Source organism: Microbispora bryophytorum (assembly GCF_043197435.1).
Classification (GTDB): domain Bacteria; phylum Actinomycetota; class Actinomycetes; order Streptosporangiales; family Streptosporangiaceae; genus Microbispora; species Microbispora bryophytorum.
Map to the genome: position 1 here is coordinate 353839 of NZ_JBICTF010000005.1, position 22968 is coordinate 376806.

The following is a 22968-nucleotide window of genomic DNA, read 5'->3' on the forward strand; positions in this document are numbered from 1 at the left end:
CAGAAAGGGGGGAAGGGGGCGGCCTCCACGGCCCCCGGCCACCGATGACAGTAGATCCGCCCGCCGTACCGGAACGGCGGCTCATCCGGCACGCGGACGTGCGGTCCGTGCTCGCCGATCCCCGCTTTCTGGTACCCGCCGCCCCCGCCGCGCGACCGGGAACGGGAATGGCCTGGCTGCGGGGAGCGGTGAGCAGGTTCAGCAATGGAGCCGAACACGGCCGCCGCCGCGCGCGCGTGACGGGGATGCTCGGCGCCCTCGACCCCGTACGGCTGCGCCGGGAGGCGTTCGAGCGGACCGGCGCCGAACTGGCGAGCGGCGCCCGTGTGGACGTGATGGCCAGGATCGCCCGCCGGGTCCCCGTCGGCGTCCTCGCCACGCGGCTCGGCGTCCCGGAGGACCGGCGGGAGGAGGTGGTCGCCGCGGTGACCGCAATGGCCGCCGCCTACCACCTCCCGCCTGCCGCGGGTGCGGCGCCCGCGGGGGATGCGGCGGTGGGCGTGCTCGCGGCGGCGCTGGGCGACGGGGAGGAGCCCGAGCCCGGCCTGCTGGCCGCGGTGGCGGGGGCGCTGATCCAGGCGTGCGACGCCACCGCGGGCCTGGTGGGCAACACCCTCGTCGCCGTGGCCCGCCTGCCCGCCGGCCCGCCCTCCGGCTGGTCCGCTGACTTGTCCGCCGGCTTGTCCGCGCGGTGGCCGGTCGAGGCGCTGCTCGCCGAGACCCTGCGGTGGGACCCGCCCGTACGGCTCACGCGCCGGGTGGCGGCCGAGGATGCCGCGGCCGGGGGAGTGCGTGTGCCCGCGGGGGCCGTCCTCCTGCTGGACCTGGCGGCGGCCAACCGGGACCCCGACGTCTTCCCCGACCCCGACCGTTTCGACCCCGGCCGTTTCCTGCCGGGCGGTTTCGACCCGGCCTGTTTCGAGCCGGGCGGCGGGGGCGGCGGGCATCTGGGTTTCGGCAGCGGGATCAGGCCCTGCCCGGGGGAGCGGGCCGCGCTCGCCCTGGCGGCGGGCGTCGTCGAGGCTGTGCTGGCGCACCGCCTCGCCGGCCCCCCGAATCCGCACGAGCAGGTTCCGTACGAGCAGGTTCCGTACGAGCCGTCGCCGAACCTGCGTGTGCCCGCCCGTCTCTACCTGGAGGGCGCCACCACCACGGAAGGACCCCGATGACCACCCACGCCGAGACGTTCCGGGCTCTGCATCATGCACCGCGTCCCCTGGTGCTGCCCAACGCCTGGGACCACGCCTCGGCGGCCGTTCTGGCCGTCGCCGGGTTCGCCGCGATCGGGACCACGAGCCTCGGCGTCGCCGCGGCGGCGGGCAAACCCGACGCGACCGGCGACACCGCGGCGGAGACGCTGTCACTGGCCCGGCGACTGGCCGGGCTGCCGTGCCCGGTGTCGGTGGACATCGAGGGCGGCTTCGCGCAGACGCCGGAGGGGGTGGCCGAGATCGCCGCCGAACTCGCCGCCCTCGGCGTGGCCGGCGTCAACATCGAGGACGGCCGGCCGGCCGGGACGCTGGCGGACCTCGCCGAGCGGTGCGAGACGATCGCGGCGGTCAAGTCGCGGGCGCCGCGGTTGTTCGTCAACGCCCGCACCGACACCTACTGGCTGGGGGCCGGCGGCCTGGAGGTGACCGTCGCCAGGCTGCGGGCCTTCGCCGAGGCCGGGGCCGACGGGGTGTTCGTCCCCGGGGTCGCCGCCGACGACGACGTGCGGGCACTGGTGGACGCGGTCGACCTACCGCTCAACGTGCTGTTCCTGCCCGGCCGCCACACGGTCGACGGCCTGGCCGCGCTCGGCGTCCGCCGGATCAGCACCGGGTCGCTGCTGCTGCGGGCCGCCCTGCACGCGGTGACCGAGACCGCCCGGGCGGTCGCCGCGGGCGGGCAGATGCCCACGGGCCTTCCGTCGTACGCGGATGTGCAGGCCCTCGCCGCAGCGGGTGCTGACTCGCCACTTGATCAGTCTTGACGTGCACCTTACCGTCTACAGGGACGCGTCCACCGAAGAAGCGACCGAAATGTGACCTGAGCCCTGGAGAAAATGCCAACATAGGAGGCAACCCCGCATAAGGTCTTATGGTGCCCTTCGCGCTCATGGGGGAGTAGTTGTGCTGAGCACTGGAAGTCGTTCGAGGTGGCCGATCGCCGCAGTCGCCGTGGCGCTGACCGCGGCTCTGTCGGCATGCTCCGGCGGGTCGGGCACGCCGGGCACGCCGGGTGCGGCGGGCGGAGACTCCGGCGACACCGCGCCCGCCGTCCCCGCCCCGAAGATCGCGATCAGCCCGGCGACGGGCAGCGCGAAGGTGCGCCCCGACAAGACCGTGGTCGTCACGGCCGCCGACGGCGAGCTGGAGGAGGTCGTCGTCCAGGCGGGCGACGAGGCGGTCGAGGGTGAGTTCGACTCCACCCACACCAAGTGGACCTCCAAGGAGCCGCTCAAGCCCTCCGCCAAGTACACGGTGTCGGCCAAGGCCACCGGCAAGGGCGGCCCGGCGACCGCGACCAGCCGCTTCACCACGCTCAAGCCCAAGGTCGGGCTGGAGGTCGTGGACGTCACGCCCGGAATCAAGGGGGAGACCGTCGGCGTCGGCATGCCGATCATGGTGCGGTTCAACGCGCCGGTGCAGGACAAGGCCGCCGTGGAGCAGGCCCTCGAGGTGGACGCGGAGAAGCCGGTCAAGGGCGCGTGGCGGTGGATCGACGACCAGTACGTCATCTACCGGACGTCCAAATACTGGCCCGCGCACCAGAAGGTGAAGTTCACCGCGCACCTGACCGGCGTGAAGGCCGGGCCGGACACCTACGGCCTCGAGGACCACACGACGACCATCAAGATCGGTGCGGCCTGGATCAGCTCGGTCAGCACCAAGAGCCACATGATGGTGGTCCGGCGCGACGGCAAGGTCGTGCAGACCATGAAGATCAGCGCCGGCATGGCGACCACCCGCGAGTACACCACCACCACGGGCATCCACCTGACCATGGAACGCGGTAACCCCGTCACCATGATCTCCCCCGGCAAGAAGGAAGGCGACCCCGGCTACTACAAGGAGGTCGTCAACCACGCCGTGCGGATCTCCAACAGCGGCGAGTACGTCCACAGCGCGCCCTGGTCGGTCGGCTCGCAGGGCCGGGCCAACGTGAGCCACGGGTGTGTCAACGCCAGCCCCTCCCAGGCCAAGTGGTTCTACGACAACTTCCACCGGGGCGACGTCGTGAAGATCGTCGGCACCAGCCGGATCCTGGAGTGGAACAACGGCTGGGGCTTCTGGCAGATGCCGTTCAGCAAGTGGCAGCAGGGCAGCGCGCTGGAATCGTGATTCCTCGATCACATCGAGGAAATGCGAACTATCGGTGGGGGAGCTGTAGCCTGGGTTCATGGAGGAGACTGCGATCTCACCGGATCCCGGGCTGGTCGACGCGTTGCGCGCGCTGTCGAACCCGGTGCGGTTGCAGATGCTGATGTGGCTGCGTGAGCCGGAGCGTCACTTCCCGCTGGAGGAGGCGATCGCCGATCCGGCCGAAGTCGGCGTGTGCGTGAGCCACATCCAGGCCAGGGCGGGACTCGCACAGTCGACGGTGTCGGCATACATGGCCGAGCTGCAACGGGCGGGCCTGGTGAAGGCCACACGGGTGGGCAAATGGACCCACTACAAGCGCGACGATCAGCGCATCGCCCAGCTCTTCGCCACCTTGATGGAGACGCTCTAGAACCGCGACGCCGCACGACGAGGGACTCCGCATCGCACCTCATATCGATAATCTGCGATACTTCGATATGTACTGATGCGGAGACGAGCGCGAGGAGATCATCGATGGGCGACCTCGACGGCCTGGACCTGGGCAGGTTCGGGATCTACACCTTCGACTTCGAGCACCAACCGACCGCGCTGATGCGCGAGTCGGTGCAGGAACTGGAGGACCGGGGATGGCCGGCGTTCTGGATCCCGGAGCTGGCGGGGCGTGAGGCGTTCACGCACGCCGGTTACCTGCTCTCCTGCACGCGGCGGATCACCGTCGTCAACGGCATCGCGCAGATCTGGTCGCGCGAGGCCCCCAGGGCGTACGGCGCCGCGCTGCTCCTGGCCGACGCCTACCCCGGGCGGCACGTGCTGGGCCTGGGGTTCGGCGGCGTGCCGCGGCCGGGGATCACGCCGCTGGCGGCGATGGCCGGCTACCTCGACGAGATGGACGGGCTGACGACGCCCAACCCGCTGCCGCGGACGCCGATGCGCCGCATCCTCGCGGCGTACGGGCCCAAGATGCTCGAACTGGCCCGTGACCGCTCCGCCGGCGCGCTCACCTATCACGTCACCGTGGCGCACACCGCACAGGCGCGGGAGATTCTCGGGCCGGACGCGTTCCTGGGCGTCGAACACGCGGTGCTGTTCGAGTCCGACCCCGCCAGGGCCCGTGCGGCCGCGCGCGAGCACCTCCACCGTTACCTGAACACGCCGTACAACATCGCCAAGTTCCGGCGGCTGGGGTACGCCGATGAGGAGATCACGGGCGGCGGCAGCGACCGTCTCATCGACGACCTGGTGTTCTGGGGCGACCTCGACACCATCGTGGCCAAGCTCCGCGCGCACCTCGACGCGGGCGCCGACCACGTCGCGATCCAGGTCATCGGGATCGAGCCGGGGCGGTCGGCGATGCCGTACTGGCGGATGCTCGGCGACGCGCTGCTTCCCCAGGGGACCGGCGTCCGCCGCACGGCGTGAGGGGAAGCCGCGGTCCTACTTGACGCCCCACTTCATGAGGGCGAACGCGCCCACGATCTTCAGCGCGACCAGCGCGATGACCACGCAGAACACGATCAGCGCGGGGCGGTGCTCGAAGTGCTTGCCCTCCTTGAGCGGAGGCCGCTTGGCGACGCGCTCGGCGATGCGCTCTTCGAGGGGTTTGCGGTGGAACATGAACGCAGACTACTACCCGCGTCGCCCGGCCCATCTGCTGATCGGAGGGCCGGAAAAAGGATTGGACGAGATCACGCCCGGGCTTGTAGCGTGCGGTCTACCGTGACACCGTCCGAGGAGGTGAGACCCATGAACGCTGCATCGACGTGGGTGCTCCCCCTTCCCGTCACGGCCGGGCGATTGACGTAGGTGTCGCCGGGAGTGCCTCGCCATCACGGCACTCCCGAAAGGCAACACCTATGCGTTCTCAGTTCACCGCCGAGCCGTCGTCGAGCGACATGGCCGATCGCGACTTCACCGTGGGCGAGGTCCCCGCAGTTGTCCGGGCACCCGCCACCGACGCCGATCGCGCACCCGTGTTCGACGTGATCATCGCCGGGTGCGGGCCGACCGGCGCGATGCTGGCCGCCGAACTGCGGCTGCACGACATGCGGGTGCTCGTCGTGGAGAAGGAGACCGAGCCCAAGTCGTTCGTCCGCATCGTCGGTCTGCACATTCGCAGTATCGAGCTGATGGCGATGCGCGGACTGCTGGAGCGCGTTCTCCCGCATGCAAGACGGCGTCCGGCCGGCGGCTTCTTCGCCGCCATCGACAAACCCGCGCCCCAAGGGCTGGACTCCGCGCACGCCTATCTGCTGGGCATCCCGCAACCGGTCATCGAACGCCTGCTTGAGGAGCATGCGACCGAACTGGGCGCGCAGGTGCGGCGTGGTCGCGCGGTGACCGGTTTCGAGCAGGACGACGAGGGGGTGACCGTCGAGCTGGCCGACGGGGAACGGCTGCGTACGCGCTATCTCGTCGGCTGTGACGGCGCGCGCAGCACGGTGCGCAAACTGCTCGGCGTCGGCTTCCCCGGCGAGCCCTCCCGCACCGAGACGCTGATGGGCGAGATGGAAGTGGGTGTGCCGCAGGAGGAGATCACCGCCAAGGTGGCCGAGATCAACGAGACCCGCAAACCGTTCTGGCTCAGGCCCTTCGGCGGTGGGGTCTACAGCGTCGTCGTCCCCGCCGTGGGAGTCGTCGATCGCGCGGAACCGCCCACCCTCGAGGATTTCGAACACGCGCTGCGCGCCATCGCCGGAACGGATTTCGGCGTGCACTCCCCACGCTGGTTGTCCCGCTTCGGGGACGCCACCCGGCTGGCCGAACGGTATCGGGCCGGGCGGGTGCTGCTGGCCGGCGACGCGGCACACATCCATCCGCCCATCGGCGGACAGGGCCTCAACCTCGGCGTTCAGGACGCGGTCAACCTCGGCTGGAAACTGGCCGCGCAGATCCGCGGCTGGGCGCCGGAAGCGTTGCTGGACACCTACCAGGCCGAACGCCGTCCGGTCGCCGAGGACGTGCTGGACAACACCCGCGCCCAGAGGGAACTGCTGTCCGCCGAACCGGGCCCGCAGGCCGTACGCAGACTGCTCAGCGAACTGATGGACTTCGACGTGGTGAACCGCCATCTGATCGAGAAGATCACCGCGATCGGCATCCGCTACGACTTCGGCGACGGCCCCGACCTGCTCGGCCGCCGCCTGCGCGACATCGACGTGAAACAGGGCAGCCTCTACGATCTGCTGCATCGCGGCCGCGGCCTGCTGCTGGACCGCACCGGACGCCTGAGCGCCGGCGGCTGGTCGGACCGGATCGACTACCTCGCGGATCCCACCGCGGCGCTGGACGTCCCATGCGTCCTGCTACGCCCCGACGGCCACGTCGCCTGGATCGGCGACGATCAGCAGGATCTTGACGCCCACCTCTCCCACTGGTTCGGCACGCCCGCCGGCTGACCCTCCCGGGCACCGGTCATCTCGCGTGTCCTGGCGGTCATGACGGCCTGCCGGCTGGATCGGCGGCGAGGACGCAGGTGACGGGCGGGTCGAGGTCGAGGGTCTCGACCCGCAGGCCGGTGAAGCCGGCCCGGGTCTCGGGCCAACGGCGTTATCCGCCGTCGGCGGTCGGGCTGGTCGGTGTGGTCTTGATGCTGCGGGATGTCGGTTTCACGCTGCGCGAGGTCAAGACGTTCGTCGCGTCCCGGTCGCCGGCCGGCGACGGCTGGCGGGAGCTGTACCACCGCAAGCTCGCCGAGCTGGATCAACGGATCGCCCGGGCTCAGGTGGCCCGCACCGCCATCGCCCACGGCTTGGCTTGCCCGCACGAGGACATCTTCGAGTGCTCCAACTTCGCGAGTGGAGTCGGGGCGATCCTGGAGGGGCGTTCTCTCGAAGAGGCTCACGAAGAGACCCACTCGCACTGACCTCGCCGCCGAGAGCCGCCGAGAGCCGCTGGGAGCGGCCCGTGCCCGCCGCCGTACGCGGTAGTGCGGCCCGAAGCCGCGCCGGTCAGCCGCCGAGCCCGAGCCGTACGGCCCGCGCGAGGGGGGTGGTGTCGCCGGAGGTCAGCGGCTCGGTCAGGAAGAACGGAATCTGGGACATGAAACGAGGCCGGGTGCCGCGATGGGGCTGAGCGGCGTGGACGAGGTGCGGGTGGCACAGGTAGACGTCGCCGGGCAGTCCCGTCGCGCGGGTCTCGGGCCGATGCGCGGTCGCCTCGTCCAGCACCGGGCCGGAGGCGAAGAACTCCAGCCCCTGCGCGCCGTGCGGCTCCAGGACGCGGACGGTGTCGAGGTGGGAGCCGACCCTGATGCGGGTGGGCGCGTCGTCGGGACCGACCTCGGACAGCAACACCAGCACGAGCATCGTGTGGGACGCGAGGGCGACGGTCCCCCAGGCGCCGGCCGGGCCGGGGTCGTTCTGGTCGATGTGCCAGCCGGTGTCCCCGGCGTCGGAGGGGTGGGGGAAGCGGACCGGCGTGTTGCCGATGGTGCCGCGCGGCACCCACCCGCCCTTGCCCGCGACGAGGTCCAGCGCCTCGGCAAGACGCGGGCCGCGCATCGCCTCCCCGAACGGGCCCTGCCCGGCGGGGTCGGGGGCGGCCCACACCACCGGCTGCGTCCAGTCCTCCGGCCGGTCGGGGGACAGGCCGATCTGCCGCCACAGCAGATCCCTGATCCCGTCCCCCGTCTCGCGCGGGAACGCCTCCTCCACCTTGAGGAAGCCCTCGGCGACGAAGCGGTCGAGGTCGGCATCGGTGAAAACAGCCATGGCCGGACGCTAGCGAGCTCCGGCGCCGGGTGTCGATCGATTTATCCGGCGCCTCACCCGCCGAGCCCGGACGCCTCGCGGCGCGACGTTCCGCGGCGGGTGTGCCGTCGATGCAGGCGACCCGGTCAGGCCACCGGGTCGGTGCGAGGTGGCCTGACGGCGTGATGAGGCGTTCGTCGGGTCACGGGCTGGTGCAGGTGACCGTGGGCGATGCCGGCGATCCGTTGGCAAGGAACCCGAACGTGGCGGAGGCGTTCGCGCCCAGCGAGCCGTTCCAGCTCACGTTCTTCACCGTCACCGCGGAACCGCTGACACTCAAGGTGCCGTTCCAGAGCTGGCTGATCGTCTGCCCGCCGGCCAAGGTCCAGCGTGCCGCCCAACCGTTGATCCCCGAGGTCCCGGCGCGTACCGTCACCTCGCCCTGGAATCCGCCGGGCCACGAGTTGATCGTCGTGTAGGTGGCCGAGCACGCGCCGCCGACCGGCGACGGGCTCGCCGACGGCGAAGCCGAGGGGCTCGCGGACGGTGAAACCGACGGGCTCGGGGACGGCGAGGCTGATGGCGAGGCTGAGGGTGAGGGGCTCGGGGACGGTGAAACCGACGGGCTCGGGGACGGCGAGGGTGACGGGCTCGGAGACGTTCCCTTGTACTCCGCGGCCACCTTGGCCAGGTTCGTTCCCGTCCCCCTCATGTAGGTCTGGTTGACCCACGAGGTGAAAGCGGTTTGGACGGCCGACGACGAGGTGCCCGACCACCGCTCCTCCTTGTCCTGGTCGAAGTAGACGACGTTCTTCAGGTCGGGGTAGCGGCCCGACTGCAGGACGGACGCCATGTCGTTGATCCACTGGGCCTTGTTGCCGCCGTCCTCGCTGGAGCCGACCTCGCCGATCATGACCGGGCGCTTCGGGGCGACGGAGCGTGCCTTGGCGTAGGGGCTGGCGAACATCGAGTCGAAGCTCGTCCAGTAGTTGCCAGAGGGGTCCCAGGACGGGCCGAGGCCCCAGTTGTAGCCGTCGATGCCGACCCAGTCGACGTAGGCGTCACCGGGGTAGGACTGCCCGGGGTCGTTAAAGGAGGAGTTGGGGGTGGAGCTGTTGTTGAAGCACCACACCCACTGGACATTGGTGGCGCCGGCGGCGACGACCAGGTCGTGCACCCGCCGGTAGGCGCTTATGTACAGAGCGGGGTTGCTGCCGTTGTTGACGACGCCCCAGGGGTACCAGTCGCCGTTGAACTCGTGTCCCCAGCGCACCATGATCGGCGCGCCGACCGAGGCGAACTCCGCGCCGCGGGCCCTGATGTAGCTGTCCCATTTGCCGTTGACTATGTCCTGGAGGTGGATCTGGTTGGAGTCGCTCACGCTGAGAGCCGGGTTCCAGGGTTCCCAGGTGAAGTGCGTCATGACGCCCTGGTTCCACAGGGCCCTGGCCTCGGCCGCGTTGAAGGCGTTGCCGGTGGCCCAGCTGTCGAACCACTGGACGCTGGCCGGGGTGACCCCGTACCGGCTGACGGTTCCCGAGAGGATCTGGGAGGGGCTCGTCTCGCGGAACACCCCCAGGTACTTGGTTGAGGCGTCCGCGGTGGCGGCCTGCGGGGAGATGGTCAGCGCCGCGCACACGAGGAGACCGGCGACGAAGATGACCATGGTTCGGAGCCGCCCGAACTCGATCCGGTGTTTCATATGTCCTCCATGGATGTGACGCGATCCGATCGGGTCACGCGGATATCCGCGTGATCAGGTCCGTCGGCCCGCGCCACTCGCGCCGTCGGCCGCTCGTCGGCGCTTCGGGTCTGGTTCCGGCGGGGGCGGCGGCCGCGGCGGGCCCGTGCGCAGGAAGGGTCTGTGGCCGCTGCTCCCTGCCGACGGTGTTTCGACGGCTCCAATGGACGATCATGACCGCGGATGCGGACTACCGGCGCCGCCGCGCGCGGGGATGTTGATCTGTTCACCATTGACCCCTTAGGGCGTTCTGGGAGTTCGCGTGCCCAAATGGTGAAACAGCGGGCTATGCGGCGAACACCCCACGCTGGTTGTGGCGACCGTTTCCGCAGGTGAACGCGGATAATGGAATGAATGCTTCTGAAAATTGCACGAAACACTCGTTCCTGGGCCGGCCTGCGGATGGCCGGTAAACCTGGGTCAGAGGAGGGGAGCGGTGCTGGAGCGCACCTCCAGCCGGGTGGCCAGCTCCACCCGGTCCTCGACCGGGGCTGCGCGGGAGGCCAGGGCCAGCACCATCTCGGCGGCGCTGGTCCCCATCTTCTGCAAGGGCTGACGCACGGTGGTCATCGGCGGGTCCGCCCACTGCGCGAGGGGCAGGTCGTCGAACCCGACGACGCTCAGGTCCTCGGGAACGCGCAGCCCGGCCCGGTGGGCGGCCTGGTAGACCCCCAGGGCCTGCAAATCGTTGGCGGCAAAGATCGCGGTCGGCGGATCCGCGAGCGCCAGCAGCGCCTGGGCCTGCGTGCGGCCGCCCTCCACATACAGCGGGCCGGTGCGCACCAGGCCGGGATCGGCCGGGACGCCGGCCGAGTCCAGGGCGGCCCGGTAGCCGTCCAGTCGGGCCCGGCAGCACATCAGCGTGTCCGGCCCGTTGATCATGGCGATCCTGCGGTGGCCCAGCTCCAGCAGGTGGCGGGTGGCGGCCAGGCCGCCGTTCCAGTTGGTGGCCCCCACCGAGGGGACGCGGTGGTCGGGCTCGCCGCGGGGGTCCAGGGCGACCAGCGGAATGGAGCGGCTGGCCAGCCGGGCCCGCTGGCGTTCGCTGAGGTCGGCCGAGACCGCGATCACCCCGAGCGGGCGGCGGGCCAGCACCTGGTCGATCCAGCCCGAGTGCGGGGAGCGCCGACCGCGCATGTCGGTCAGGCCCAGGATCATGCCACGGTCCTGGACGACCTCGTCCATGCCCCGGATCAGCTCCAGCGCCCACAGGCTGTCGAGGGACTCGAAGACGACCTCCACCACCGCACTGGAGTCGACCGCGTCCGGCCGGCGCCGCCAGCCGTGCTCCTGCACCAGTTCCTCGACCTTGCGGCGGGTGCCGGCCGCCACACCGGGATGGCCGTTGATCACTTTGGAGACGGTCGGGGCGGACACGCCGGCCAGCTTCGCGATATGCGCCAGCGTGACCTCCGGGCGGGGACGCGGGGCCGCGTACGGGTCGTGGGGGGTAGCGGTCACACCGAGATTCTACGAAGAATAGAAGCAGTCAAGAAAATTGCGGAATCATTCGCCAGAAATACCATTATGAGCGGCGCGAAATCCTTTCTCATGGGGTGTCCACGAACCTTGGCCGGTCACTGCGCCAGAAGGAACCTCGGGTCCTCGCGAAGCCCGCTCCGCTCCACCCACCCCGGTGAACGTTCCCGACGAACGGCCCGGTGTCAGCGGCTTCACCGCTCAGAAATCCTCCGCCACGTCGTCAGTTCTGGCAGCCCCTCGCCACCCGCGGAAGGATTGACGACCATGACCGACGACAGACCGCTGGGCGACGACGAGGCCGCCTTCATCGCGGCGGCCCGCTCACGTGACGCAGCGCGGTTTGCGCTCATCACGGAGCGCCACCGGCGTGAGCTGCAGGTGCACTGCTACCGGATGCTCGCGAACTACGAGGACGCCCAGGACATGACGCAGGAGACGTTCCTGCGGGCGTGGCACAAGCGGGAGTCGTTCAAGGGCCACGCTGCGCTGCGGACCTGGCTGTACCGGATCGCGACGAACGCCTGCCTCGACTTCCTGGACAAGCGCAACGACCGCACACCCGTGCCTGCCGAGCTGCCGGGCGCGGGCTCGGAAATGCGCTACCTGCAGCCCTACCCGGACCGGATGCTCCCGGAGGACCCACAGGAGTCGGTGGTGGCTCGGGAGACGATCGAGCTGGCGTTCATCGTCGCCGTCCAGCACCTGCCGCCGCGGCAGCGGGCGGTGTTCATCTTGCGCGACGTCCTCGGCTGGCCGGCGTCGAAGGCCGCCGACGCCCTCGAACTGACCGTCGCATCGGTGACCAGCGCACTGCAGCGGGCGCGCGTGACGATGCGCGAGCAGCTGCCCGACCGCCGCCTCGACTGGCGGAGCCCTGCCACGCACGAGCTGTCGGATGACGAGCGCGGCGCGGTGAAGTCGTATATGGACGCCCATGAGCGCAACGACCTCGACGGGCTGATGGCCCTGCTGCGCGACGACCTGCGCTTCACGATGCTGCCCGAGCCGGGCACCTTGAGCGTCACGGCCAAGGACGCGGTGGACGGCTGGGTTTCCAATGGGCTCTTCCAGCGCGGCTACAACGACTGGCGCTGCATCGCCACGACGGTCAACCGCATGCCTGCCGCCGTGCTGTACCTCCGCACCCCCGACGACCCGGAATACCGGCTGTTCAACATCGCGGTCCTGCACATCGTCGACGGGAAGCTCGCCGAGCTCACCGGATTCGACGCGACCGGCAAACCATGGCTGGGCCTGCCCCCGACACTGTCATCGAACAAAGGCCCCGTCGTCGCCGAGTCCAGCGCACGGGCCGCCGTCACCGAAGCCACCGCCGAATGAGCACCCCGGCCAGCGGGACACCAACGCGGCGACGCGAACACCACCGCCCCGCCGGCGTTGCCGGCGGGGCGTCTTCATGCCCGACGATCATCGTCAGGATCAACGACGCCGTCGCCCTCCTCTCTGCTGCTCACTTGGAACGCGAGGAAGGGCCTGGGGGAGGGTTCCCTCATCGCCTCGTCTCGTATCGGGTCAGCACCACGCCGCCGGGAAATGCCCGCGTCTCGACCAGGTGCAGGTTCACCCAGCTGTCCAGCGCGGTGAAGAACGGCGTGCCGCCGCCCACCAGGACCGGCATGGTGACCAGCGCGTACTCGTCGATCAGCCCGGCCCGCATGGCGGCCCCGGCGAGCGTGGCGCCGCCGATGTCCATTGGGCCGCCGTCCTCGGCCTTGAGCCGGGTGATCTCGGTGACCGCGTCGCCGGTGACCAGGCGGGTGTTCCAGTCGACCGTGCTGGTCGTCGAGGAGAACACCACCTTCGGCATGTCCCGCCAGCGGCGGGCGTACTCGATCTGCGCCGGTGTGGCGCCGGGCTGCTGGTCGGCGGTCGGCCAGTGGGAGCTCATCGTCTCCCACAGTTTGCGCCCGTACAGCGCCAGGCCGGTCGCCCCCACCCGGTCGGACCACCACTGGAACAGCTCGTCGCTCGGTACGCCCCAGCCGAGGTCGTCGCCGGGCGCGGCGATGTAGCCGTCCAGGCTCAGGTTCATGCCGAAGATCAGTTTCCGCATCGTGCCAGCCTCTCGTGAGTCGATCTCACACGTACAGACGGGCGCGGCGCGGAAACCTCATCGGTGCACGAGCTGCGTCCGCAGGTAGTCCTCGCGTTCCGGACTCAGCGCGGCGTACTCGGCGGGCTAGAGCACCACCGATTCGCCGAGCGGCCTCCCGATGCGAAGGTGAACCAGCCGGCCATCTCGTGGACCCCGACGACCTGGCCACCGTCAGCCCGCTGATCACGCGTACCCTACGCCGCTTCGGTGACCGGCACCTGGACCTCACCCCGCCCAAGGACGTCGTCGCCACCAGGCTGGACCTGGCCCCGGAGCGCTGTTCCCGACCGCGCCGGTGTGACGCCCCGGCGGCCTGGCTAGGCTGCACGCATGACTGATGCGGCCGGAAGGGTCGAGCCGTCCGGGGTGTGGGCCACAGCCGTGGGCGTGGCCCGGGTGAGGGCGATGGAGACGGCACGCGAGCAGCCGCTGTTCCGGGACCCACTGGCGCTGGCCTTCGCCACGGCCGGTGGGAGAGGCCCAGGGACGCCGCCGCCCCCGCGCGCGGACGAGGCGGCGCGGCGCCGCTGGCTCGGTGTGGCCCTCTCGATCGTCATCCGGACGAAGTTCCTGGACGACCTGCTGGACCAGGCGGTCGCGTCCGGCGTCCGGCAGGTCGTGCTGCTCGGAGCCGGGATGGACAGCAGGGCCTTCCGGATGGACTGGCCGGCGGGGACCCGGCTGTTCGAGGTCGACACGGCCGAACCGCTGGGCTTCAAGGCATCGGTGCTGCGTCAGGAGCGGGCCGTTCCGCGCTGCGAGCGGATCACCGTCCCGGTCGACCTGCGCGAGGACTGGCCCGGCGCCCTGGCCGCGGCCGGGCACGATCCGGCGCAGCCGACAGTGTGGATCGCCGAGGGACTGCTGATCTATCTGCCCAAGGACGCGGTGCAGTCGCTGCTCGAACGGGTGGGCGCGCTGTCCGCCGCAGGCAGCAGGATGGGCCTGACGCTGGGCCCGCGCGGTGTGGTCGAACGCTTCCGCGGGGACGCCGCTCCGGGATCGGCAGCGTCGATGTGGGTCTCGGAGATGCCGGAGGACCCGGTCGGCTGGCTGGACGGCCTCGGCTGGAAGGCGGAGACCTTCACCCTGCGTGAGCGCGCCGAGGCCTACGGCCGTCCGGTGCTCACCCCGCCGCAGCAGGACGAGGGCAGCGGCGGACTGGTCTCGGCGGTGCGCGCGGCGCACTGAGCACGACGAAGGCCGCCGCGTGTGGCGGGGCGCCGGCCTTCGACTGTCGCCCCTGCTGTCACCGGCTGATGACGCCCCGCCCGGCTCACCAGGTCGTGCCGGCCTGCTCCCGGACCGCGCGGTTGATCCGGTTGAAGAAGTTGGTCAGCGAGACGTTCAGGATGATCGCGGACAGCTGCCCGTCGTCGAAGTGGGCGGCGGCGGCCTCCCAGATCTCGTCGGTCACGCCCGGCGCGCCGTCCTGGATGCGGGTGGCGGCCTCGGTCAGCGCGAGCGCCGCCCGCTCCGCCTCGGTGAAGAAGGGCGTCTCGCGCCACGCCACCACGCTGTGCAGCCGCTCGTCGGTCTCTCCGTGCTTCTTCGCCGACGCGACCCCGGCGAACACGCACGGGCTGCAGCCGTTGATCTGGCTGGCGCGCAGGTGGACCAGCTCGAGGACGCGCGGGTCGACGCCACCGGCGTGAATCGCCTTGTAGAGGTGCTGGACTGCCGTGATCACGTCGGGATTCGCCGGGCTCTTCATGCGTGCTTCCATCAGTGATGCTCCTTCATCGGTTACCTCGGCCCGTCCGGGCCCGTCATCCCGATGACGAAGCGCATTCGAGGAAGGTAACAAACATGTCCGACACCAGCCCGGCGGACCTGGTGGCCCAGACGTTCGAGGCCCAGCGCGACCGGCTGCGCGCGGTCGCCTACCGCATGCTCGGATCCCACGCCGACGCCGAGGATGTGGTCCAGGAGGCCTGGCTGCGGCTCTCCCGGCAGGACACGGCGGCCATCCACAACCTCGCCGGCTGGCTGACCACGGTGGTCGGCCGGATCAGCCTCGACGTCCTGCGATCGCGCCAGGCCCGCCCCGAGGCGTCCTACGACGACCGGCTGCCTGAGCTCGTCGTGACGGTCGACGACGGCCCCGCGCCGGAGGACGACGTGGCGCTCGCCGACTCGGTCGGGCTCGCGCTCCTCGTCGTCCTCGAGTCGCTCGGGCCGGGCGAGCGGCTGGCGTTCGTGCTGCACGACCTGTTCGCGGTGCCGTTCGACGAGATCGGCCAGATCCTCGGCAAATCCGCCGCCGCCGCCAAAATGCTCGCCAGCCGCGCCCGCAGGAAGGTGCAGACGACCGAGCACCCGGCGCCCGCCGGACCGCAGCAGCGCGAGGTGGTCCAGGCCTTCCTGGCGGCGGCACACCGGGGCGACTTCGAGGGACTGCTGCGCGTGCTCGACCCCGAGGTGAAGCTGACCGCCGACACCCCCGGCGGCGTGGTCGTCGTACTCGGCGCCACCGAGGTCGCCACCGGCGCACAGAGCCGTGTGGCCGCCGGCGCGGCCGTGCGAGGCCGGGCGGTGCTCGTCGACGGCCTTCCCGGATACGTGTCGTGGCGCGCGGACGGCACCCCGCTGTCGGTCATGGCGTTCACCATCGCCGACGGCCGGATCACCGGCATCACGGTCGTGATCGACCCGGCCAGGCTCGCGGCGATGGACCTACCCGAGCCGGAGTGAATCGCCGCTCTCGGTCATCATCGACCACAGGCTCACGTTGCCCGACGCCGACGTGACGAAAACCGGCAGGTCGAAGCCGTCGTCCTCGTCGGCCGGTGGTAGGTGGCCGGTGGCCGGTGTGGGCCGTACACGCCGGCCATGCCCCTACCGGGCTCTCAGACTCCGGAAGAAGTCCCGGATGTCGGCGACCAGGAGATCCGGGGCCTGCAGCGAGGCGAAGTGCCCGCCACGGGGAAACCGCGACCAGTGGACGACGGTGTTCGACAGCTCGGCCAGCCCGCGGATCGCCCGGTCACCGAGGAAGTTCGCCACCCCCGTCGGCACCGGCGAGGGCGGGGGCCGCCGGCCCCACGCCTCCGACGCGGTCTCCAGGTACAGCCGCGCGGCCGATCCCGCCGTGGCGGTCAGCCAGAAGATCGTGACGTTGGTCAAGACGGTGTCGCGGTCGACGGGGGTTCGCTCGGTGCGGGTGGGATCCCAGTCCACGAACCACTCCAGGTTCCACGCCAGCTGGCCGGCCGGGGAGTCGTTGAGCGCGTACGCCAGGGTCTGCGGCCGGGTGGACATCTGGGTGGCGTAGCCGGAGTGGCCGTACCACCACGACTGGTTCCGCCTGGCCTGTTCGCGTTCGTCGCCGGACAGCGCGTCCAGCTCGCCGGGGTCGATCGGCGTCGAGGCGGTGGCCAGCGCGTTGACATGGACGCCGATCACGCGCTCCGGCGCGATCCGGCCGAGCTCGGGGGAGACGATGCTGCCGAAGTCGCCCCCCTGCGCGCCGAAACGCTCATATCCCAGGCGGCGCATGAGCTCGGCCCAGGCCCGGGCGACGCGGCCGGCCCCCCACCCGGTCTCGCGGGTCGGCCCGGAGAACGCGAAACCCGGCACCGAGGGCGCGACGACGTGGAAGGCGTCCGCCGGATTCCCACCGTGCGCCCGGGGGTCGGTCAGCGGCCCGAGGATGTCCAGGAAGTCGTACACCGTGCTCGGCCAGCCGTGCGTGATGATCAGCGGGGTGGCGTCGGGCTCGGGGGAGCGTACGTGCAGGAAATGAATGTTCTGGCCATCGATCTCGGTGGTGAACTGCGGGACCTTGTTGAGGCGGGCCTCGTGCTCGCGCCAGTCGTAGCCGGTGCACCAGTGTTCGACCAGCCCCATGAGGTGGTCCTTGTTCACCCCGTAGGACCAGCCGACGCCGGGAAGCTCATCGGGCCAGCGGGTGCGGGCCAGACGGCCGGTCAGGTCGTCGAGGTCGGCCTGCGGGACGTCGACGCGAAACGGCTGTGGTGTGCTCATGGCGGCCAGCCTCCCGTCTGTTTAGGACAGTTGCCGTCCTACATGTCCATCACCATGGACGGATGTCGGACACCCCGGCCCGCCTGCTCCGCATGCTGTCGCTGTACTCACCCGGCACCTTCGCGGGCTGCCCGGCCGCTTCGCCGGTGCGGTGGCGCAGCGGTGACGGGGCTAGCGCCGCGACGGCTCCGGCGCATCCTCGTCCGCATTCTCGTCAGACGAGGGCGAGCTGGCGGGCGGGGGAGCGGCGCCGCCGCCACCGCCGGGCGTCCCTGCCGATGCCGTAGGTCTCGGCGAGGGCGCGCACCTGCTCGGCGATCCGCCGCCGATAGCCGTCCTCGGCGACCTGGCCCCTGCCGTACAGCGCCTGGTAGCGCGGCACGAGACCAGGATGCTCACGCTCCAGCCACCCCATGTACCACTCCCGGGCACCGGCGGGCAGGCGCAGCACTACGGGCGTCACGCTGACCGCGCCCGCCTCGGCCGCCCGCCGTACGGTCGCCAGCAGGTGATCGGTGGAGTCGGTGATGAGCGGCAGGATCGGCGCCATCAGCACACCGCAGGGAATGCCGGCCTCGTTCAGCGTCGCGCAGACCTCCAGGCGCCGCTGCGGCGTCGCGGCCCCTGGCTCGACGGCGCGCCGCAGCCGGTCGTCGACGAAGCCGACCGACACCAGGGCACCGACCTGCGTCACCTTCGCGGCCTCGCGTAACAGGTCCAGATCATTCAGGACGAGCGGGCTCTTGGTGAGCACGGTGAACGGGTTGGCCGCGTCGGCGAGCGTCCGGATGACGCCGGGCATCAGGCGGTAGATCTCCTCGGCGGGCTGGTAGCAGTCGCCGGTGAGGCCCAGCGCGACCGGCTCGCCGCTCCAGCGGGGGGAGTCCATCTCGCGCCGCAGGCGGCGGGCCAGGTCGGTCTTGACGACGATCTTCGTGGAGAAGTCGCAGCCGGGATCCAGGCCGAGGTAGCGGTGGCCGCGCCGGGCGGTGCAGTAGCCGCAGCCGACCTCGCAGCCGCGATAGGGGCTCGCGCCCCAGGTGAAGGGCAACTCGGCGGCCTCGGGCACCCGCTCCAGCGCCGCGCGGGCCGGCACCTCGTAGCAGGTGATGCCGTCGAAGACGCGGGTGACGGCCTGCCGCTCGATGCGCGGGCGGGCGGGCCCCTCACCGACGAGCGACTGCTGGACAGACGGTCCTCGCTGCCGCCCGGACTGCGCGGGTTGCTCGGACTGTCGCACGGACTGCTCAGGCTGCTCGGGCTGTCTCATGGAGTGTCCGGGCTGCTGCGCCGTCTGCTCGGGCTGCCGCGCCTGCTGCTGCCCGGACCGGCGCACCGTCTGCTGCTGCCCGCGGGGCCGCGCATCGGGCTGGTCCTCCGCGCAAGAAGTGGCGTCGCGACGCATGAGGTTCAGTAGAACACGCATTCGACCCTCGCGCCAAGTGTCCACGCCCGCGCGCGCCGCCCGTCGCCCGGCCTCCCGGCGGTCGGCCCAGCGGTCGGCGCGTCGATCAGAGTTCGGCGGAGGCGGCGGCGTGACAGGCGCCGTACCCGTCGGCGCGGGCGACCACGCGGCCCGACCGCACCAGCACGGCCGCCTCGGTCCCGTCGCTCACGGCGGTCACCCCGGCCGCCGCCGCCACGGCTCCCTCCTCGTCGTGCACCACGCGCAGGCGCGGCCAGGCCGGCGCGGGCAACACCTGCCGCAGGCAGGCGCGCAGGTCGGCGAGGGTCAGCCGGGCGAGCGGCCCCAGCTCGCCGGCATCGCCGGTGACCAGGACCGCGGTGACCTCGCCGCCGGGTGGCATGGCCCGCACCGCTTCCTCCACGGCCTCAAGACGGTGCAGCCCGAGGACCGCCACCACGCCGTCACGCGCGAGCGGGACCGGCTCGCCCCGCACCGCGTCCACCGCGAGCGGCGGCGACCAGGGCTCGCGGGCGGGCCGCGCGCGGGGCACGAAGGGCAGGTGAGGAGGATCCCACCGGTCGCCGAGATCGAGGTCCGCCAACCCGGCGCACGCCGCGACGATGTCGAACGGCTCGACGAACCCGGGCGCCGCGTCGGCCATCTGGCTCGCGCCGTGCAGTGTGGTCAGGGCCGTCTCCGCGACCCGCACCCGCCGCCGCGCGCGGGCGTGCCCGTCCAGTCGTTCGAGCGCGAGCCCGAGCACGATCGCGTTCAGCTTCATGAGCTGCGCGAACGGCTGGCGGATCCGCTGGTCGGCGAGCACCTCCGGCATGAGGTCCATGCCGAGCCTGGCCGGACCGTCGGTGGCCAGCGGAAGCCGGGAGACCCAGGCGCGGGCGAACGCGCCGAGCGCCTCGCGGGCCGTGGCCGCGGCGGGTGTCCCCAAATCAACCGTCCCGGCATCGTTCGTCTCGGCATCGGCCTCGCCGACGGGTGTTTCGCCGGACGCGGGGGAGGACCGCCGTAGGCCGTCCGGCTCGGCCTCCCGCTCGGCCAGGTCGGCCAGCACCGAGAAGTACAGGGCCCGCTTGCCCGGAAAGTTCGAGTAGACCGCGCCGCGGGTGAGCCCCGCCCGGTCGGCGATCGCGTCCACCTTGGCGTCGCGGAACCCCCGCTCGGTGAACTCGTCGCGGGCGGCGGTCAGCACCCTGGCCCGGTTGCGCGCCTGAAGCTCGGCCCTGGTGAGGCGTTCCATCCCTCTCCTCGTCCGCGTACGCCCGCTTGCCGTACGGCGGGACCCAAGATACCGTCGCCACTCAGATGATAAGACCATCTGGAATGAACATTTGGAGTTGCCTGTGACCCCCGTGCCCGAGGTGGACCTCACCGATCCCGAGGTCCTGCGCGACCCCTTCACCGCGTACGGACGGGCGCGCGAACGTGCGCCGCTCGCCCGGCTGCTGATTCCCGGCCTCGGCCCGATATGGGCTCTGACCAGGCACGATGGCGCGCGGGCGATGCTGGCGGACGCCCGTTTCGAGCTCACCGCCGACAGCTTCATGCGCCCGCAGGTCCCCGACGACTGCCTGCCGTACATGCGGACCATGAGCGAGATGAGCGGCCCCGGGCACGCGCGGCTGCGCCGGCTGGTCGCCCCGGCCTTCACCCCCCGGCGGGCCGCCCAGTTCCGGCCCCGGATCGAGGCCCTCGTCGAGGCGCTGCTCGACGACCTGCTCGACAATCTGCCCGCCCAGGCGGACGGCGGGCGGGTCGACCTGCTGCGGCACTTCGCCCGGCCACTGCCGATGGACGTCATCTGCGCCCTGGTCGGCATTCCCGAGCAGGACCGCCCGCGCTGGCGCGAGTGGGGCGCCACCGTCGCCGCCGGGGCCGGCCAGGACTTCGCGCGGGCCATTCCGGGCATCATGGCGGGCGCCGCGGACGCCGTCGCCGCCGCTCGCGCCGGTTACTCCGACAAGCCCGGGGGAGTGCCGGGCGAGTTGCTGGGCGAGTTGGTGCGCGTCCAGGCCGAAGACGGAGACCGGCTGAGCGACACTGAGATCGTCACCCTGGTCTGGCACCTGGTCATCGCCGGGCAGACCCCGACCAACCTCATCGCCAACGCCGTGGCCGCCCTGCTGTCCCACCCGGCCCAGCTCGCCGCCGTACGCGCCGATCCCGCGCTGATGCCGGGCGCCGTCGAGGAGCTCATCCGCTGGTGCGGCCCCACGCTGCTGGCGATCCCACGCCACGCCCGCCAAGACGTCGAACTGCACGGCGTGACCGTGCCCGAGGGTGCGAAGGTGACCGCCCTGATCGCCGCGGCCAACCGCGACCCGCGGGTGTTCGACGACCCCGACCGGCTGGAGGTGACCCGGGCCCCCGGCGCCGGCCACCTCGGGTTCGCCCACGGCCCGCACTTCTGCCTTGGCGCCTCCCTGGCCCGCGTGCAGACCCAGGTCGCGATCGCCGCGCTGCTGCGCCGCTTCCCCGGCCTGGCCCTGGCCGTCCCCGCCGACGAGCTGCGCGCCCCCGACCCGGGCACGTGGCGGCTGACCGCGCTGCCGGTGACCCTGTGAAACGCGGCCGATGACGCGGTGCTCGTCCTCGGGACGGGCGCCCAGGACCGGCCGGGCGCGGCAGGGCGCGGGGATGGTCCCCGTCTGCGCGACCGGTCGACAAGCCTGGAGCGCCTGGTTGGCCGGCCCATGGCTTTGCGGGGCGACGCCACGTAAAATTGGGACAAGCGTACCGTTTTTATTGAAGAGGTTCCCATGGCCTGGCTCCTGCTCGTCGGCGCGATCGCCTCGGAGGTCCTGGCCACCTCCGCGCTCAAACTCAGCGACGGCCTGACCCGCTGGGGCTGGACCATCGTGGTCGCCGCCGGGTACATCGCCTCGTTCCTCCTGCTGGCCTGGGCGCTCAAGCTCCGTATGCCCGTCGGCATCGCGTACGCGGTGTGGGCGGGCACCGGGACCGCGGCGATCGCGCTGATCGGCGCCCTGTTCCTCGGCGAGCACATGAACCTCGTCAAGGCCGCCGGCATCGCGCTGATCATCGCCGGGGTCGCCGTGCTCAACCTCTCCGGCGCGCACTGACCGACCGGGCACCGATCGTTTGACCCGGCGGCACACGCCCGCTAAGGGTGATCCGGACGGCTCCCCGCCCGGCGGCGGAGCCCCGACGATCCAGGGGAGGATCACGGCGTGCCCGATCAGGACCGGCCCGCACCCGTCCCGGCGGCGGCCCCCGCACGCGGCGTCGCCGTGCGGGCCGTCTCGCCCCAGTCGCGGCGCCCGCAGGAGCGCGCCGTACGCCGCAGGGAGGCGCTGCTGGACGCGGCCGTCGACCTGCTCGGCAACGGCGGCTTCGCGGCCGTGACGCACCGCGCCGTCGCCCGCCGGGCAGGACTGCCCCTCGCCGCCACCTCCTATTACTTCACCAGTCGCGACCAGTTGCTGGCCGAGGCGTTCGCCCTGCTGGTCGAGCGTGAACTCGCCCGCATGCGGACGACGGTGGACCACCTCGCGGGCCGTACGCCGCCGGCGGTCGCCGAGACCCTCACCGGCGTGTACGCCTCCGACCGGCTGCGCCAGCTCGGCCTGTGGGAGCTGTACCTCCAGGCCGGCCGCGACCCGGCGTTGCAGGCCATCGCCCGCGCCTGGACCGACGGCTGCGACGACGTCGTCGCCGCGGTGCTCGAATGCGCCGGTTACCCCTGCGGGCCGGGGGAGGTCCGCTTCGTCGCCGGTCTGCTGTCGGGACTGTGGGTGGAAGAGGTCGTGGAGGCCCGCCCCGACGGCGGGCAGCGGGCCCGGGAGGCGGTGGCCCGCGCGCTGGCCGCACTCGGACCGCCCGCTAGGGTCGGCCCATGATTTTCCATCTCGCGCTGGCCGCCGACTGGGACGCGGCCGTCATCACGGGCGAATACCGCGTTTCGACCCTCGGCCGGACCCTGGAGGAGGAAGGCTACATCCACGCCTCGGCCGACCCGGCCCAGGCGCGCGGCGTGGCAGGCCGCTACTACGGCCACGTCACCGAGCCCCTGGTGCTGCTGGAGATCGACGAGGACCGGCTCGGCTGCCCGGTCAGGCGAGAGGTGCCCGAGGGGGCGGACGAGGAGTTCCCCCACATCTACGGGCCGATCCCGGTGACCGCCGTCACGGCCGTCACGCCCTTCTCCCGCTGAGTGTCCGTTTCGTTCAAGACGACCGACCGGCCCGGCCCCTAGCGTGGTC

At 71.6% G+C, this 22968-nt stretch carries 24 protein-coding genes; 15 read left to right on the forward strand and 9 right to left on the reverse strand.

All coding sequences use genetic code 11. The features are described 5' to 3' along the window. Positions 1 to 44 precede the first annotated feature (44 nt). From ACGFIB_RS19065 to ACGFIB_RS19085, 5 genes are all read left to right on the forward strand, one after another. Positions 45 to 1169 carry a cytochrome P450 gene (locus ACGFIB_RS19065; protein ID WP_393373488.1) on the forward strand — a complete coding sequence of 375 codons (1125 nt, stop codon included), beginning with the start codon at positions 45 to 47 and terminating at the stop codon, positions 1167 to 1169. Then, the gene (locus ACGFIB_RS19070) at positions 1166 to 1975 is read left to right on the forward strand and encodes an isocitrate lyase/PEP mutase family protein (RefSeq protein WP_393373490.1); all 810 of its coding nucleotides are present in this window, start codon (positions 1166 to 1168) and stop codon (positions 1973 to 1975) included. The genes ACGFIB_RS19065 and ACGFIB_RS19070 overlap by 4 nt, the downstream gene beginning before the upstream one ends. Positions 1976 to 2114: 139 nt before the next feature. Then, entirely contained in the window at positions 2115 to 3326 is a 1212-nt protein-coding gene (locus ACGFIB_RS19075) for a L,D-transpeptidase (RefSeq protein ID WP_393373493.1), read from the forward strand. Positions 3327 to 3384: 58 nt separating this feature from the next. Then, on the forward strand, positions 3385 to 3717 hold the full coding sequence (locus ACGFIB_RS19080) for an ArsR/SmtB family transcription factor (RefSeq protein WP_357243013.1): 333 nt from the start codon (positions 3385 to 3387) through the stop codon (positions 3715 to 3717). A gap of 104 nt (positions 3718 to 3821) precedes the next feature. Further along, complete coding sequence (locus ACGFIB_RS19085) at positions 3822 to 4727, forward strand: TIGR03620 family F420-dependent LLM class oxidoreductase (RefSeq protein ID WP_393373495.1); 906 nt, start codon at positions 3822 to 3824, stop codon at positions 4725 to 4727. Between the two features lie 15 nt (positions 4728 to 4742). On the opposite strand, the gene ACGFIB_RS19090 is transcribed toward ACGFIB_RS19085, so the two are convergent. Beyond that, entirely contained in the window at positions 4743 to 4922 is a 180-nt protein-coding gene (locus ACGFIB_RS19090; RefSeq protein ID WP_142571026.1) for a hypothetical protein, read from the reverse strand. 356 nt (positions 4923 to 5278) lie between these two features. Between ACGFIB_RS19090 and rox the strand changes: the two genes are divergently transcribed. Together rox and ACGFIB_RS19100 are read left to right on the forward strand one after the other, a co-directional pair. Continuing rightward, positions 5279 to 6703: a rifampin monooxygenase gene (rox, locus tag ACGFIB_RS19095; RefSeq protein WP_393374125.1), complete on the forward strand. Its 1425-nt coding sequence runs from the start codon at positions 5279 to 5281 to the stop codon at positions 6701 to 6703. Positions 6704 to 6822: 119 nt separating this feature from the next. Continuing rightward, positions 6823 to 7170 (forward strand): MerR family DNA-binding protein, encoded by a 348-nt coding sequence (locus ACGFIB_RS19100; protein WP_393373498.1) that lies wholly within the window; start codon positions 6823 to 6825, stop codon positions 7168 to 7170. 85 nt (positions 7171 to 7255) lie between these two features. Here ACGFIB_RS19100 and ACGFIB_RS19105 read toward each other — a convergent pair whose 3' ends face one another. The 3 genes from ACGFIB_RS19105 to ACGFIB_RS19125 all read right to left on the reverse strand — a co-directional run bounded on the left by ACGFIB_RS19105 (position 7256) and on the right by ACGFIB_RS19125 (position 11198). Then, positions 7256 to 8017, reverse strand: coding sequence for a phytanoyl-CoA dioxygenase family protein (locus ACGFIB_RS19105; protein WP_393373500.1), 762 nt, complete (start codon positions 8015 to 8017; stop codon positions 7256 to 7258). Between the two features lie 181 nt (positions 8018 to 8198). Then, entirely contained in the window at positions 8199 to 9698 is a 1500-nt protein-coding gene (locus tag ACGFIB_RS36700; protein ID WP_409348769.1) for a cellulose binding domain-containing protein, read from the reverse strand. A 459-nt stretch (positions 9699 to 10157) separates the two neighbouring features. Beyond that, positions 10158 to 11198 (reverse strand): LacI family DNA-binding transcriptional regulator, encoded by a 1041-nt coding sequence (locus ACGFIB_RS19125; protein WP_142571020.1) that lies wholly within the window; start codon positions 11196 to 11198, stop codon positions 10158 to 10160. 285 nt (positions 11199 to 11483) lie between these two features. On the opposite strand from ACGFIB_RS19125, the gene ACGFIB_RS19130 reads away from it, so the two are divergent. Further along, the gene (locus ACGFIB_RS19130) at positions 11484 to 12560 is read left to right on the forward strand and encodes an RNA polymerase subunit sigma-70 (RefSeq protein WP_393373503.1); all 1077 of its coding nucleotides are present in this window, start codon (positions 11484 to 11486) and stop codon (positions 12558 to 12560) included. Between the two features lie 169 nt (positions 12561 to 12729). Here the strand turns inward: ACGFIB_RS19130 and ACGFIB_RS19135 are convergent, their stop codons facing one another. Then, positions 12730 to 13293, reverse strand: a complete 564-nt coding sequence (locus tag ACGFIB_RS19135; RefSeq protein ID WP_357243033.1) for a dihydrofolate reductase family protein — start codon at positions 13291 to 13293, stop codon at positions 12730 to 12732. A gap of 372 nt (positions 13294 to 13665) precedes the next feature. Here ACGFIB_RS19135 and ACGFIB_RS19140 point away from each other — a divergent pair, with 372 nt between their 5' ends. After that, positions 13666 to 14526: a class I SAM-dependent methyltransferase gene (locus ACGFIB_RS19140; protein WP_357260387.1), complete on the forward strand. Its 861-nt coding sequence runs from the start codon at positions 13666 to 13668 to the stop codon at positions 14524 to 14526. 85 nt (positions 14527 to 14611) lie between these two features. On the opposite strand, the gene ACGFIB_RS19145 is transcribed toward ACGFIB_RS19140, so the two are convergent. Beyond that, a complete protein-coding gene (locus tag ACGFIB_RS19145; RefSeq protein ID WP_393373507.1) occupies positions 14612 to 15061 on the reverse strand; it encodes a carboxymuconolactone decarboxylase family protein in 450 nt (149 codons plus the stop codon). Positions 15062 to 15144: 83 nt separating this feature from the next. Here ACGFIB_RS19145 and ACGFIB_RS19150 point away from each other — a divergent pair, with 83 nt between their 5' ends. Next, complete coding sequence (locus ACGFIB_RS19150) at positions 15145 to 16029, forward strand: sigma-70 family RNA polymerase sigma factor (RefSeq protein WP_393373509.1); 885 nt, start codon at positions 15145 to 15147, stop codon at positions 16027 to 16029. Between the two features lie 144 nt (positions 16030 to 16173). Here the strand turns inward: ACGFIB_RS19150 and ACGFIB_RS19155 are convergent, their stop codons facing one another. Next, entirely contained in the window at positions 16174 to 17322 is a 1149-nt protein-coding gene (locus ACGFIB_RS19155; protein ID WP_393373512.1) for an epoxide hydrolase family protein, read from the reverse strand. Between the two features lie 214 nt (positions 17323 to 17536). After that, positions 17537 to 18562 (reverse strand): radical SAM protein, encoded by a 1026-nt coding sequence (locus ACGFIB_RS19160; protein ID WP_393373514.1) that lies wholly within the window; start codon positions 18560 to 18562, stop codon positions 17537 to 17539. On the opposite strand from ACGFIB_RS19160, the gene ACGFIB_RS19165 reads away from it, so the two are divergent. Beyond that, positions 18545 to 18739: a hypothetical protein gene (locus ACGFIB_RS19165; RefSeq protein ID WP_393373517.1), complete on the forward strand. Its 195-nt coding sequence runs from the start codon at positions 18545 to 18547 to the stop codon at positions 18737 to 18739. The genes ACGFIB_RS19160 and ACGFIB_RS19165 overlap by 18 nt on opposite strands. Before the next feature lie 94 nt (positions 18740 to 18833). On the opposite strand, the gene ACGFIB_RS19170 is transcribed toward ACGFIB_RS19165, so the two are convergent. Next, complete coding sequence (locus ACGFIB_RS19170) at positions 18834 to 19985, reverse strand: TetR/AcrR family transcriptional regulator (protein WP_393373519.1); 1152 nt, start codon at positions 19983 to 19985, stop codon at positions 18834 to 18836. A 103-nt stretch (positions 19986 to 20088) separates the two neighbouring features. Between ACGFIB_RS19170 and ACGFIB_RS19175 the strand changes: the two genes are divergently transcribed. The 4 genes from ACGFIB_RS19175 (at position 20089) to ACGFIB_RS19190 (ending at position 22919) form a co-directional block, all read left to right on the forward strand. Continuing rightward, positions 20089 to 21309 carry a cytochrome P450 family protein gene (locus ACGFIB_RS19175; RefSeq protein WP_393373522.1) on the forward strand — a complete coding sequence of 407 codons (1221 nt, stop codon included), beginning with the start codon at positions 20089 to 20091 and terminating at the stop codon, positions 21307 to 21309. Between the two features lie 195 nt (positions 21310 to 21504). Beyond that, positions 21505 to 21828: a DMT family transporter gene (locus ACGFIB_RS19180; RefSeq protein WP_030508172.1), complete on the forward strand. Its 324-nt coding sequence runs from the start codon at positions 21505 to 21507 to the stop codon at positions 21826 to 21828. Positions 21829 to 21936: 108 nt separating this feature from the next. Next, the gene (locus ACGFIB_RS19185) at positions 21937 to 22605 is read left to right on the forward strand and encodes a TetR/AcrR family transcriptional regulator (RefSeq protein ID WP_393373525.1); all 669 of its coding nucleotides are present in this window, start codon (positions 21937 to 21939) and stop codon (positions 22603 to 22605) included. After that, a complete protein-coding gene (locus ACGFIB_RS19190; protein WP_142571010.1) occupies positions 22602 to 22919 on the forward strand; it encodes a DUF952 domain-containing protein in 318 nt (105 codons plus the stop codon). The genes ACGFIB_RS19185 and ACGFIB_RS19190 overlap by 4 nt, the downstream gene beginning before the upstream one ends. Positions 22920 to 22968: the final 49 nt, after the last annotated feature.